The sequence below is a fragment of the Variovorax sp. GW821-FHT09D07 genome (assembly GCF_059416345.1).
In genome coordinates this window covers 1,099,304-1,112,094 of sequence record NZ_JBWKOY010000001.1, presented here as the reverse complement: position 1 = coordinate 1,112,094, position 12,791 = coordinate 1,099,304, and the positions used below count along the sequence as shown (strand labels likewise).

The 12,791-nt window shown below is 64.0% G+C and carries 11 protein-coding genes; 3 read left to right on the top strand and 8 right to left on the bottom strand.

The window, feature by feature from the left end; all coding sequences use genetic code 11:
• Positions 1-6 precede the first annotated feature (6 nt).
• The 6 genes from AC07OX_RS05015 to AC07OX_RS04990 form a co-directional block, all read right to left on the bottom strand.
• Positions 7-984 (bottom strand): tripartite tricarboxylate transporter substrate binding protein, encoded by a 978-nt coding sequence (locus AC07OX_RS05015; protein ID WP_495260106.1) that lies wholly within the window; start codon positions 982-984, stop codon positions 7-9.
• Positions 985-1,023: 39 nt separating this feature from the next.
• Positions 1,024-1,812, bottom strand: coding sequence for a class II aldolase/adducin family protein (locus tag AC07OX_RS05010; RefSeq protein ID WP_495260105.1), 789 nt, complete (start codon positions 1,810-1,812; stop codon positions 1,024-1,026).
• Between the two features lie 29 nt (positions 1,813-1,841).
• On the bottom strand, positions 1,842-3,077 hold the full coding sequence (tcuB, locus tag AC07OX_RS05005) for a tricarballylate utilization 4Fe-4S protein TcuB (protein WP_495260104.1): 1,236 nt from the start codon (positions 3,075-3,077) through the stop codon (positions 1,842-1,844).
• Entirely contained in the window at positions 3,061-4,488 is a 1,428-nt protein-coding gene (gene tcuA / locus AC07OX_RS05000; RefSeq protein ID WP_495260103.1) for an FAD-dependent tricarballylate dehydrogenase TcuA, read from the bottom strand. Before tcuA ends, tcuB begins: the two co-directional genes overlap by 17 nt.
• 77 nt (positions 4,489-4,565) lie before the next feature.
• Entirely contained in the window at positions 4,566-5,492 is a 927-nt protein-coding gene (locus AC07OX_RS04995; protein ID WP_495260102.1) for a LysR family transcriptional regulator, read from the bottom strand.
• 369 nt (positions 5,493-5,861) lie between these two features.
• The gene (locus AC07OX_RS04990) at positions 5,862-7,073 is read right to left on the bottom strand and encodes a citrate/2-methylcitrate synthase (protein WP_495260101.1); all 1,212 of its coding nucleotides are present in this window, start codon (positions 7,071-7,073) and stop codon (positions 5,862-5,864) included.
• A gap of 121 nt (positions 7,074-7,194) precedes the next feature.
• Here AC07OX_RS04990 and AC07OX_RS04985 point away from each other — a divergent pair, with 121 nt between their 5' ends.
• The 3 genes from AC07OX_RS04985 (at position 7,195) to AC07OX_RS04975 (ending at position 10,685) form a co-directional block, all read left to right on the top strand.
• Positions 7,195-8,658, top strand: coding sequence for a CoA transferase (locus AC07OX_RS04985; protein ID WP_495260100.1), 1,464 nt, complete (start codon positions 7,195-7,197; stop codon positions 8,656-8,658).
• A 41-nt stretch (positions 8,659-8,699) separates the two neighbouring features.
• Positions 8,700-9,620 (top strand): LysR family transcriptional regulator, encoded by a 921-nt coding sequence (locus tag AC07OX_RS04980; protein WP_495260099.1) that lies wholly within the window; start codon positions 8,700-8,702, stop codon positions 9,618-9,620.
• 183 nt (positions 9,621-9,803) lie between these two features.
• Complete coding sequence (locus AC07OX_RS04975) at positions 9,804-10,685, top strand: LysR family transcriptional regulator (RefSeq protein WP_495260098.1); 882 nt, start codon at positions 9,804-9,806, stop codon at positions 10,683-10,685.
• 4 nt (positions 10,686-10,689) lie between these two features.
• On the opposite strand, the gene AC07OX_RS04970 is transcribed toward AC07OX_RS04975, so the two are convergent.
• Positions 10,690-11,676: a tripartite tricarboxylate transporter substrate binding protein gene (locus tag AC07OX_RS04970; protein WP_495260097.1), complete on the bottom strand. Its 987-nt coding sequence runs from the start codon at positions 11,674-11,676 to the stop codon at positions 10,690-10,692.
• Positions 11,666-12,502, bottom strand: coding sequence for an amidohydrolase family protein (locus AC07OX_RS04965; RefSeq protein WP_495260096.1), 837 nt, complete (start codon positions 12,500-12,502; stop codon positions 11,666-11,668). Before AC07OX_RS04965 ends, AC07OX_RS04970 begins: the two co-directional genes overlap by 11 nt.
• Positions 12,503-12,791 lie beyond the last annotated feature (289 nt).

Here is a 12,791-nt window from a genome sequence, read left to right as displayed (position 1 = left end):
GTCCTCTCAATCGACCTTGAACTTGCCGCTTTTCGCGAGCAGCCGGGCGTTCGCGTCTTCCTTCTTCAGCGTCGCGAGCCATTCGTCGGGCGACGAGGGCTGGCCGGGGCTGCCGACGGAGATGAGGCGGCGCTTGACCGTCTCGTCGGCCAGCGCCTTGCGCAGCGCGGCGTTGAGCGCGTTGACCACGTCGGGCGGCGTGCCGGTGGGCGCGAGCAGGCCGGTCGCGGTGGTGGCGTCGAAATCCTTCAGGCCGGCCTCGCGTAGCGTGGGCACGTTCGGCAATGCAGGGTCGCGGTCCTTCGACATCACGGCCACCGCTCGCAGCATGCCCGACTGGATGTGCGCGGCGGAGCTTGTGAGCTGGTCCACCACAAGATCGATCTGCCCGCCCAGCAGGTCCGTGAGCGCCGGGGCTGAGCCCTTGTACGGCACGGTGTTGAGACTCAGCTTGCCGGCCTGTTCGAGCTGCAGCAGCGCGATGTGGTTGGTGGTGCCGGGGCCCGCATGGCCGGCCGTGACCTGACCCGGCTTGCCCCGCGCGGCCGAGAGCACGGCTTCGATGTCCTGGTACGGGCCTTGCGCGCGCACCGCGATCACCAGCGGCGTGGTGGCGGCGAGGCCGATGGGGGCGAAATTGTCGAGCGCGTAAGTCGTCTTCGTCATCAGCGGCAGCACCACGAGCGCGTTCGGCGTGCTGACCAATAGCGTGTAGCCGTCGGGCTGCGCACGCGCCACGTACGACGCGCCGATGGCGCCACCCGCCCCGGCGCGGTTTTCCACGATCACCGACTGGCCGAGGATCTGGCCCATGGCCGGTGCTAAGGTGCGCGCGACGACGTCGAGGTTGCCGCCGGGTGCGAACGGCACGACGAGCATGATCGGCTTCTGCGGAAATTTCTGCGCGAGCGCGGGTAGCGAGGGCAGGGCGAAAGCCGCCGCTGCGAGCGCCGACAGCACGGCGGGGAGGTGTCTTCTATGCATGGGGCGTTGTCTCTGTTGTTCTGTGGTGTGTGCGTGGCGTCAGTCGCGAAAGCCCGGGTCCATGCGGTCGAGCTTGCGCAGCAGCGCCGGCCATTCCATGAGCCCGTAGGGCCGGCGGGTGCCGGGCTGGTAGTTGTTCCAGGTCTCTTCGAGGATGTGCGGCGGCACGGCCTGGAGCGGCGTGTTGCACGACATCGCACCGATCTGCGCACGGCAGGCCAGCTCGAGCCGGTGCATCCAGTTGAAGGCCTCGCCCACGCTGCGGCCCACCACGAGCGCACCGTGGTTGCGGAAGACCACGGCCTCGCTCTGGCCCAGGTCGGCGAGCAGCGAGGCCTGCTCCTCGGTGTTGAGCACCACGCCCTGGTAGTCGTGGTAACCGATCTTCAAAAAGCGCATGGCGGTCTGCGTGAGCGGCAGCAGGCCGCATTCGAGCGAGGACACGGCCATCGACGCCCAGCTGTGCGTGTGGATCACGCAGGCCACGTCGGGCCGCGCGGCATGCACGGCGCTGTGGATCACGTAGCCGGCCTTGTTGATGCCATAGGCCAGCTCGCCGAAGTCGGGCGACGAGAGGATGCGGCCGTCGGCGTCGACCTTGATGAGGCTCGACGCGGTGATCTCCTCGTACATCATCCCGTAGGGGTTGATGAGGAACGCGCCGGGTTCGCCGGGCACGTGCGAGGAGATGTGGTTGGCCATCATGTCCGACATGCCGTACAGGTCGACGAGGCGGTAGCAGGCAGCCAGGTCGATGCGGGCCTGCCATTCGGCCGCGGTGCATTGGTCCTTCATGGATGGGATCTGGAGCACGCCAGGGGTCGTCATCGCGGGGTTCCTTTCTGTGTCGGTTGCATTCAGTCGGCACCCAGCCGCAGCCGGCTGGGCAGGCGCTTCTCGATGGCGAACTTCAGGAGCGCCGCGCAGCGGAAGATGCCGTGCGCGAACTTGCCGTAGGGCAGCGTGAGAAAGAGCGCCATCACCACGCCCAGGTGCACCGCCAGCAGCAGTGCCATGAAGCGGGTGTCGCGCCATGCGAGCAGGGCCAGGCCCGTGAGGCTCGTGAGCAGCAGCAACGCGATGAAGCCGCGGTCCATCGGCCGCTGCGCCACGTCGCCGTGCGCGGCATGGCGCCGCAGGTTGAGCCACAACAGGCCGACAGGGCCGATCACGAGGCCGATGCCGCCCGTGGTGCCCAGCAGCACGGGCGCACTCGTGAGCGCATAGGGCGCGTGCAGGTCGAACAGGTAGTGGTAGAGCGTTGCCACGCAGGTGGAGGCGAAGCACAGCATGAAGCCGTAGAAGGTGAAGTGATGGAAGCGCCGGCGCCAGAGCGTGAAGCGGTCGTCGGCGTTGTTGCAGCCTTCGCCATGGCCGCCATCGAGGTACTTCAGGCGCAGCGCGTCGTGCGCGGCTTCGGCGCTCGCTGCGCGGCGCACACCCGGCAGGTCGGGGGCGTTGCCCGGGTCGTTCGCGGGCGAGACCTCGCGCCAGAAGCGGCGCGTACCCATGGCCAGCGCGAACATCACGAACAGGAACACCGCGCCGAACACCAGTGCCAGGAAGTTGTGCGGAAAGATCGCGTAGAAGTTGCCCGCGAGCGGCGCGTGCACGAGCGAACCCGACATCGCCACGGCCAGCACGAGGAAGAGCGCGAGCCCGCCCGCCAGTGCCAATGCGACGGTGAGCCCGGCCCGCTTGTAGAGCGCGCCCATCGCGGGCGGCCAGGCGTAGTCGTGGTAGGTCTGCAGGCGCACCTGCGCCATCGCCTGTGGCACGTTCACGGCGAACTCGTGCGGCGGTGCGTACTGGCAGGCATGCAGGCAGGCGCCGCAGTTGTGGCACAGGTTGGCGAGGTAGTGCGTGTCGGCCTTGCCGAATTCGAGCCGGCGCGTCATGGCGGGAAACACGGCGCAGAAGCCCTCGCAGTAGCGGCAGGCGTTGCAGATCTGCAGGATGCGCGCGACCTCGCCCTCGCTCGCGGTCAACGGCAGGGCGGGCTGGATCGGGATCACGCGCTGCGATGGCGGGGCGCTGCCGATGCCATCGGCATCCGCACGGGCGCGTGCGACGAGGTCAGTGAGCTGCTGCAAGGGCGGTCTCCGGGGATTTCTTCGAAATGTTCTTGGCGGCCTTCGCTGCCTGCGTGCCGGCGATGCGGCCGAAGGCCGTGCCGATGCTCATGCCCACGCCGGCCGTGTAGCCCTTGCCCAGCACGTTGCCGGCCATCATTTCGCCGGCCACGAAGAGGTTGGGACTCGGGCGTCCACCGAAGCGCACGGCGGCGGTCTCGTCCACCTTCAGGCCGAGGTACGTGAAGGTGATGCCGGGGCGCAGCGGATACGCATGGAAGGGCGTTGTGTCGATCGGGCGCGCCCAGTGCGTCTTGGCGGGCGCGAGGCCTTCGGTGTGGCAGTCGTCCAGCGCGGTGTGATCGAAGCGGCCGACGCGGCAGGCGGCGTTGTAGTCCTGCACGGTGCGCACGAAGGTGGCTTCGTCCAGGCCGATCTTCTGCGCGAGTTCGCCGAGCGTGCCGGCCTGCGTGCCGGGGAACACCGGCGGCATGAAGCGACCGATCGCCTGCTGGTCGATGACCGACCACGCGATCTGCCCCGGCTGCTGCGCCACGAGCCGGCCCCAGATCGCATAGCGCTTGGGCCAGAAGTCTTCGCCCTCGTCGTAGAAGCGCCGCGCGTCGCGGTTGACCACCACGCCGAGCGACACGCAATCGATGCGCGTGCAGATGCCGCCGTCGTACAGCGGTGCGCGCGCATCGATGGCCACCATGTGGCCCTGCGACGGGTCGCCGATGCTGTCGGCGCCCGCGGCGATCATGTGCCTGAGCAGCACGCCCTGGTTGAAGCGCGTGCCGCGGATGAGGAAGTTGTCGGCCGGCCATTCGCCGCGTTCGTTTTGCCCCCACGCTTCGCGCAGCCAGTCGCGGTTCGATTCGAAACCGCCCGAGGCCAGCACGCAGCTCCTGGCCGCGACGCGCTCGCCGGCCTCGGTGCGCACGGCCACGAAGCGCTCGCCGTCGAGCTCGACCGAGGCCACGGGCGTGTCGTAGCGGATCTGCACCCCGAGCGCTTCGGCGCTGCGGTAGTAGGCGTTGACGAGCGCCTTGCCCCCGCCCATGAAGAAGGCGTTGGTGCGCGCCACGTGCAGCGCGCCCGACAGCGGCGGCTGGAAGCGCACGCCGTGGCGGCGCATCCAGTCGCGGCAGTTCGACGAGGCGCGGATCACGAGGCGCGCCAGGTGCTCGTTGGTGAGGCCGCCGGTCACCTTCAGCAGGTCTTGCCAGTACTCCTCTTCAGGGTAGGCCTCGACCAGCACGTCCTGCGGCGCGTCGTGCATGCAGCGCAGGTTGCGGGTGTGCTGCGAATTGCCGCCGCGCCATTCTTTGGGCGAGGCCTCCAGCAGCAGCACCGAAGCGCCGGCTTCGCGCGCCATCAGCGCGGCGCACAGCGCGGCATTGCCGCCACCGACAACCAGTACATCGATCACTCGTGGGTCTCCTTGGAATGCAGGAGACTGTATGTGGTCAGCCTTTTGGACGAAAGGTCGAAGGCGGCAAGACGTGTTCAGTTCTTGAGAAGACTTGCGCCCGCCCAGCGCCCCGTACTTGCCAGCTCTCGAACCGTTTCAGCCACAATGATGCGCGTGGCTAACGCAACCGGTGACAGCTCGTCGTCAGAGAGGCTCACCAGAAGATTGCGCCGACCGACATGAGCGTCAGAGATTTCGGTCAGTACGAGGTTCTCAGGGTCATGACGCGCCGTAGCGGCGCCAGGTTGGATGGTCGCTCCATAGCCGGCCCGCACGGCATCCATCAATAGCGCGAGTCCATCTACCTCGGCCACGATGTGGGGCTGTACATGTACGCGCGCGAATGCGCCCATGAGTGTGGCGCGTAGACCGTGATTGACACTTGGAAGGATAAGGGGCAGTTCTTTCAGCTGCGATAGACGGGTCCGTTTGCCGCGGGGTCCACCAGCGAGCGTGGGTGCAGCAATCACAAACAGCTTCTCGTCGAGCAAAGGTGTGACGCTCCAGCGGCGAGGCGTATCGGTCTGGAAAAGTATCGCCATGTCCAGTTGGCGAGCCTGCAGCATTGTCGTCAGATGGCCAGAGAGCGCTTCAACCAAGTGCAGGCTCACTTCTGGGTAACGTTCGTGCATCGCTCGAATCAGGGGTACGCCGAGCACCGCGGCTGTGGTGGGTGCCAAACCCACACTGACGTGGCCGGAGAGTCGACCTTGCTGTGCTGCGCGAACTGCATCTTCTGCGTGGCGCAAAACGAGTTGAGCTTGGTGCAAGAAGGCCACTCCGGCGGCGGTCGGCACAACACCGGCCGGACTACGCTGCAATAGGCGTGTGCTCAGCTCACTTTCGAGCCGGCTGATTTGCTGACTGAGCGCAGAGGTCACCACGCTCAACTCAACCGCCGCACGGCCCATGCTGCGAAGCTCGCAGATCTTGACGAAATATCGAAGCTGTCTCAGTTCCATGTTCCGAAGATGACGGTTTGGAGAAATCGTTGTGATTAGAGGATAGCCATTCCTGGGCGAGATTTGTTTGGGAGCGCGTTGGAACTCTCCCACGTATTCGCGCTCAGGTAGCCCATCAGCCTCTACGATGTTCGACGCAACGCGCACGACGGTTCACTTGCGTAGCAACGCCCCGCCATTGGTCAACCCTCGTGACAACCGCCCGGGCCGCACTCCGCCGAAGCTTGCCGCCTGACGACGCAGTTGCCGTACCGCATCCGATGACGGCTCAGCGCAGATCAACGCGCTGCAGTCCCTAGAGGCATCCGTCAACTGCGCAAAAGAGCGCTTAGCGACGACAGCTAGTCAGCCCTGCGTGGTTCGGGTATCTCAGTTGTCTTGAGGCATTGGACCTGTATAGGTTGCTCGAGGCCTTATCAGTTCGGCGCAGTCGCGCTGTTCAAGCGCATGTGCGATCCAACCCACCGTGCGCCCCAAAGCGAAAAGTCCGAATGCAGTACCGGGCGCGAGATGCAGATGGCGCCGAAGCGCAACCAACGCTACGTCGAGCGTGGGTTCTAGTCCCGTCAGGTCGTGCGCGGAATCCACGATCCGCCGCCATGTGGCGTTGCGGGGAGGCAATTGAGCCAGGAGAGCATGCGCGCGGACGTCGCCGCGTGGATAGAGTGGATGGCCGAACCCGGGCAACGCTTCGCCACGAGCGAGACGCAGCCGTATCTGCGGACGAGGATCGCGGTGACCCTCTAGTTCATCGAACAGTGCCTCGACCCGCGAGGTAATACCGCCGTGCCCGGCACCGGCCAGCGCAGCCAATCCCGCGATGATCGCGAGTCGTACGGTAGCCTGCGCAGAGCTGACGCAGCGCACGGTGAAACTGGATGCGTTCAACTCGTGGTCCGCGGACAGTATCAAGGCCATTCGCAGCAGCCTGGCGCCGTCATCATCCAGCTTCCATGCTCGCGCGCATTGCTGGTGTATCGGCAAGGCTGCGGGTTGGCGCCCCAGCATGCTCGCTGCGAGGAGGCGCAGCAAGGCGCCGCAGCCCTGCGCCATGACTGCGGGTGCTTGTTCCCAGGCTCCTGCGTCAAGGCCTTCGCTCGCGACCGTGAAAAGTGGGAGCAAACGCTGCTCGATCGATCGCGCTGCGTGATGCGCCAGAACGGCTCGCCAAAGCGGACCCGGCTTCGGCGCTTCCGGGCCAAAGGCTTGCCTTACGTCACCAGGCCATAGCAATGCCGCGACCTCTTCAAGCGTGGCCTCTGCCGCGAGCTCCACTGCCGGGATGCCTCGGTAGTACAGACAGCCCTGGGAAATGAGTGTGATCCCGGATTCCAGCACAGGTACGCCCCAGTTCAGGGCTGCTCGAGCCACTTCCTTGGGTTTGCGACCGCGTTTGCGCTCACCTGCCAACCGCTCAACATCGGAATGAAGGTACCTGCTCTTGCGATCGGAGGGCAGTTCGGGTGCATGTGCCCGCAAGAGGCCGCGGCTGACGTATGCGTACAGGGTTGCGCGCGTGATTCCCAAGCGAGCCGAGGCCTCGGCGGCGTCCAGGAAGGACGGAGTTGTGTTTGCGTTCATCGTGAATGGCAGCGATGGAAGTCGATGTTGATCAAATCAATCAATATTGACAACAAGGAGGGCACGGAAGGATGATGCCTCGATCCGGTAACCAAGTCATCAATCATCCAGGGAAGCAGCAATGCAGCGAGACGAATCCGAGAAGGAGCAGAAGCCCTTGACCCCGAGGGAAGGTCATATCCAGGAAGGATTTGGCTTGGAAGGCACGGGAATGCTGCGAGAGATTTGGGCGGCACTGGGGCAGCCTGCCGAGCTGTTGGCGCACTTGCGCGCAGTCGGAGAGGGCGACTTGGCGTCGGTCTATGCCGTGACGGACCTGGCCGCGGCCAGTGTCGGCGCAGCCGCATTGTCGATGGCGTCGCTGATCGCGCGCCGTCACGGCCGTGTTCCAGCGGTGCAGGTCGACCGCGTGCTTGCCTCTCGTTGGTTCAGGCAATCTATTCAGCCTCAGGGGTGGTCGCTCCCCCCCACGTGGGACGCCATCGCGGGCGACTACGAAGCACGCGATGGTTGGATCAAGCTGCACACCAATGCGCCTCTGCATCGTTCGGCGGCGCTACGTGCGCTCGCACTGAATTCGAACGACGGCAGCATGCGCCGCGAGACGGTTGCGGCAGCGGTGCGCACCATGAATGCGGGCGATCTGGAAACAGAAGTCATTGCGCAGGGCGGATGCGCCGCAGAGATGCGCAGTGCGCAAGCGTGGGCAACTCACGCTCAGGGACGAGCGGTGAGCCTTGAACCGTTGCTGGCGATCCAAGAATCGGGAGCCGGAGCAATGCCGGCGGATTGGCCCCTTGATATGGAGCAACCGTTGCGTGGCATACGCGTGCTGGATCTGACTCGCATCCTTGCTGGTCCCGTGGCAACTCGATTTCTGGCCGGCTATGGTGCTCACGTCCTCCGCATCGATCCTATCGACTGGGAAGAACCCGTTGTCGCACCCGAGGTCACGCTGGGAAAAAAGCGCGCACGCCTGGATCTGCGCAGCAGCGGCGGTCTTGCGACCTTTGAACGCCTGCTTTCGGAAGCCGACGTACTGGTGCACGGCTACCGCGGTGACGCGCTTGAAAAGCTCGGACTCGGGGCGCACCGAAGACGTGAATTGAATCCCTGCCTGGTCGACGTTAGTCTGGATGCGTACGGCTGGACCGGACCTTGGCGAGTCCGTCGCGGTTTCGACAGCCTTGTTCAGATGAGCTCAGGCATCGCCGAAGCGGGCATGCGAGCCCAGAACAGATTAGAGCCAACGCCGTTGCCCGTGCAGGCCCTGGACCATGCAACAGGATACCTGCTGGCCGCTGCAGTGCTAACTGGGCTCACGCGCAGGGTCGACCATGGGGGCGGCAGCAGCATAAGAGCGTCGCTGGCGCGTACAGCGGCTATGTTCACGCAACACAGTGCTCCACGCCTGCGTGAGACCACGGCCTTGCGCAATGAGCGGGCGAGTGACTACTCTGATGAGATCGAGCAAACGCCGTGGGGGCCGGCTCGGCGCCTACTGCCACCGTACACGATCGTGGGGGCGCCGGTGCGCTGGGCGTTGCCTGCCGGAAATCTGGGAGACAGCAGCCCCGCTTGGTAGAGGCAGTTGATTGGCGTTCTCGGTTCGCCAGGGAGAAAGTCATGAACCTGTTGAGCAAGCATTTCGATTTCTTCTCCCTGAACGTTTTCATCTCGGTTGCTGAAGAACGAAGTCTCGCCCGTGCGGCAGAGCGAAATCATATTGCGCTGTCGGCAGTTAGTAAGCGCATCTCGGATCTCGAAGATTCGCTCAAGGTCACCTTGCTACGGCGCCACAGCAAGGGAGTGGATCTGACTGCCTCTGGCCACGCGCTTTTGAGGCATGCACGAGGGCTGCAACGCGGCCTGTATGCGATGGAGTCCGAGCTTATGGCCCACGCGAAGGGGGCGAGAGGTCACATCCGGATCTACGCCAACATCTCTGCAATATCGGAGTTCCTCCCACAAGATCTTGCCGACTTCTCCAAGGTCCACCCACACGTCAAATTTGACCTGCAGGAAAGAATCAGCCCTGCGATCGTCCGTGCAGTCCTGGACAACGAAACGGACATCGGAATCTTCGGTGGAAACATTGCTGCTGCGGGTCTGGAACTGCACGCCTACCGTACAGATCATCTCTGTGTTGCGTTGCCGCCAGGTCATCGACTCGAGAAGGCCCTCGGGCTCAAGTTTTCGGACTTGGTCGAGGAAGACTGGGTTGGGATGCGCGAAGGGAGTTCCATCGACAGCTTGTGCGTCGCGGAGGCCTCCAGGCTGAACGTACCGTTCCATCCCAAAGTGCGTGTAGCGGGATTGGATGCGGTACTCAGAATGGTGCAAGCAGCATTGGGTATCAGCATCATTCCAAAAGAAATGGCCAGCGATGTCCTCCAGGCGGGGAGGGTTCATCTGATTGAGTTGCAGGATTCATGGGCAGTGCGAACCCTGCAGATCGGAGTCAGAGATATGGAAAAATTGACTGAAGGCTCTCGACTTCTTGTCGAGCACTTGATCGCCAGCAGCAAGCGCGAAGCCAAGCACTAGACAAACGCCGATGATGACGTGCGGGCGTAGGTTGCGCAGCACCAAAAGTGAGCTGATGCGGTCTGGATAGACGGGGTTTGTCTACCAGACCGGCAGCAGTTCATTGCATCATGGACACATGCTGAATTGACCTCTCGGTCAGCTCAATTGGGCGCTGAGGCCACGCTTACTACAATCCAATCCATGGACACACGGCAGATGCGCTGCATCGTTGCGATCTCGGAGGCCGGAAGCCTGACACGCGCGGCAGAGCGACTCGGGCTTGCGCAGCCAGCGTTGACCCAGACGCTCAATCGTGTGGAGCAAGAGATCGGCGCCAAGCTGTTCAAACGCGGCCGGAGTGGCGCATTGCTAACCGAAGTTGGCTTGGCGGTAGTCGGCGACGTGCGAGCGGCTCTTGCACATGGCGACGCTGCAGTCGAGCGAGCCCGTGCCATGGGGGCCGGGCGCGCGGGACGTCTGACGATCGGTTTCGTTACGCATGCCGTCTACGATGTGTTGCCACGCGCTCTTCGCAGGCTGCGCGCGGAGCACCCGCAACTCGACGTGCTACTGCGCGAGATGAGCAACGCCGAGCAGGTTGATGCATTGGAGGGCGGGCGCATCGACATCGCCCTATTGCACCCTCCAGTGGCCGTGAGTGCTCGGATCCGCGAACTGCGCGTCGGTGCAGAGCCCATGCTGGCGGCATTGCCGTCGGACTACGAACTGGCGGCCGACGGCTGCGTGTCGATGGCCGAGATATCCAAGCAGGGCTTGGTGTGGTTTCCCGAGCAGGATATTCCAACCTTGCGTACACAGATGCTCGGTGCGCTTCGTAGCGCCGGCCACGACACGCGCGTCGTGCAAGATGCGAGCCGCACCCTCACGGTGCTGGCCTGCGTAGCTGCCGGGTTAGGGTGGTCCCTTCTTCCGCGCTCGGTACGCGCGTTGCGGCATGAGGGTGTCCGCTACGCCGAGGTGCGTGACGGGGCCGGCCTGCCGTCTTTTGAACTTGCTGCCATGTGGTTGGCGCGCTCGCGCCCGACCTTTGCAGACATGTTTGCGGCGCTGCTGCGGCCTTGAGGTGCTAGTCAAGTTGAATCTTGTTGTCCTTCGCCAGTTTGCTCCATTTGCTCAGTTCGGCGCGGCGAAAGGCGTCGAGCTCGGCAGGGCCGGACCCGACGACTTCGGCACCCATGGCTTCCAGGCGAGTACGGACGTCGGGCTCCTTTAGCACCGCGGCGAGCTCCTTCGACAGGCGCTCGACAGCGAGAGCCGGCGTGGCGGCCGGCACAAATACCCCATTCCATTCGTAGACCTCATAGCCCGGCAAGCCCGATTCGGCCACGGTCGGCACCTGCGGCAGCACAGGCGAGCGCGTCTTGCCGGTTACAGCCACCGCGCGCAGTTTTCCGCTCTGGATATAAGGCAGGCTGGAGGCTAGGCTGGCGAAGAATACCGGCACCTGGCCGGCCATCACGTCAGTGAGTGCGGGACCGCCGCCTTTGTAGGCCACGTGGTTAATCTTTACACCAGCCATTGAGGAGAACAGTTCCGCGGCGAGGTGCTGCGCAGATCCGTTCCCTGACGAGGCGTAGTCGATCCCCCCAGGCTTGGCCTTGGCCTGCACCATCAAATCCTTAATGCTGTTGATCGATGTTGCTGGATTCACCACCAGGACATTGGGCACCTTGACAAGCAGCGATACGCTGGCGAAGTCGCGCAGCGTGTCAAACGGCATCTTGCTGCGCAGGGCAGGGTTCTGTGCGTGGTTGGAGGCGTCGAACAATACGGTGTACCCATCTGCCGGGCTCTTTGCGACGACATCACCGCCGATCGCGCCGCCGGCTCCAGCTCGATTGTCGATAACGACGGGCTGACCAAGCCGCGTCGACAGCTTGGGGGCGATGACGCGCGCAACGGCGTCGACCGTCCCGCCAGGTGGATATGTCACGACCAGTTTGACAGGTTTGGCGGGCCAAGTCTGAGCCTGAGCACCCAGCGCCGCCAGCAACATTGCGGCGCTCGCGGCGAAATGTGCGAATCGTTGCTGGCGCGGTGTCTTATTGCGCATAAATGTCTCCAGATGAAAAGTGAAATAGTTGAGCCGGTGTGTCGATCAGGATGCGGCGTCGCTCTGCGGCATCCGGCACCCACCGGGCCAGCGCGTCGAGGGATGCTGCGTAGTTGGCGACATCGCGGTGTTGCGTGTGAGGCCAGTCGCTGCCCCATACGAGGCGAGCAGCGCCAAAGCTGTGAAGCAGGGCTTGTGCGGCTTCGAAGGCCGAAGAATCCTGTGCGTCGGGCCAATTTCGATAGGCTGCGGAGAGCTTCACCCAAGTGCTATTGCCGTGCGCACAATTCAATAGCCAGTCGAGGCCCTCATTGCCTACCGGAGTTGGCCGGCCGAAATGGTCCACTACCAGCTTGCAGCCGGCATCTAGCACAGCCTGCCCGGCGTGCGCCAGTTCGGACAGTTCGCAATGCAACTCCACGTGCCAGTCGAACGCTCGAATGCGCCCAAACAGCCGCTGCCATGCGCCGCGCGTGTAGTCGCGAGTCGGCATACCGATCAGGTTGAGCCTGATGCCGACGATGCCACCATTGGCTAGCGCAAGCAGTTCGTCGTCATTGGTATCCGCTTCGATCACTGCAACCCCGCGCAAGCGCTGTGGTTGCGCGCGTATCGCTTCGAGCATGAAGCCGTTGTTGGTACCGAGAAAGCTCGGCTGAACAAGTATTCCGTGCGACACGTCGTGGGCGTCGAGCAATGCCAGGTACTCGGCTAACGTCGCGTCATAGTCGGGTGCATGCCGGCGCCGCGATGCCAGCTGCAGACTGCGCACGAACACGTGTGCGTGACTATCGATGGCGGTGATGCTCGGTGGACTGGTTTCCATGGCTAAGCGAAAGGCATTGCGTTCAAGCAATCGTCGGGAGGTCTATTTCGGAACCGCGGACGGCTGGCGGGCAGTATCGTCAAGCGGCAAGAGCGGTGTAAGTCCGACTTTCGTTGTTTTTCGATAAGCTTGGCTTATGGATGGCGAGGGTGGCCAGCGCCCGCTCGCGCGCGCCATGTCTCGATGCACCGTATCCCCGCGCATTCGAAAGTGCTGAAGGCAGGCTTTCGCCCCGACGAACTGCCGTGCTGCCGAGCTGCCGAGCTGCGGAGCCTAGTACCCGCACATC

Bases quoted from the DNA above. Each gene is read 5' to 3' on its own strand.
- AC07OX_RS05015 (WP_495260106.1), bottom strand. From the start codon at position 984: ATGCATAGAAGACACCTCCCCGCCGTGCTGTCGGCGCTCGCAGCGGCG.
- AC07OX_RS05010 (WP_495260105.1), bottom strand. From the start codon at position 1,812: ATGACGACCCCTGGCGTGCTCCAGATCCCATCCATGAAGGACCAATGC.
- AC07OX_RS04995 (WP_495260102.1), bottom strand. From the start codon at position 5,492: ATGGAACTGAGACAGCTTCGATATTTCGTCAAGATCTGCGAGCTTCGC.
- AC07OX_RS04990 (WP_495260101.1), bottom strand. From the start codon at position 7,073: ATGAACGCAAACACAACTCCGTCCTTCCTGGACGCCGCCGAGGCCTCG.
- AC07OX_RS04985 (WP_495260100.1), top strand. From the start codon at position 7,195: ATGCAGCGAGACGAATCCGAGAAGGAGCAGAAGCCCTTGACCCCGAGG.
- AC07OX_RS04980 (WP_495260099.1), top strand. From the start codon at position 8,700: ATGAACCTGTTGAGCAAGCATTTCGATTTCTTCTCCCTGAACGTTTTC.
- AC07OX_RS04975 (WP_495260098.1), top strand. From the start codon at position 9,804: ATGGACACACGGCAGATGCGCTGCATCGTTGCGATCTCGGAGGCCGGA.
- AC07OX_RS04970 (WP_495260097.1), bottom strand. From the start codon at position 11,676: ATGCGCAATAAGACACCGCGCCAGCAACGATTCGCACATTTCGCCGCG.
- AC07OX_RS04965 (WP_495260096.1), bottom strand. From the start codon at position 12,502: ATGGAAACCAGTCCACCGAGCATCACCGCCATCGATAGTCACGCACAC.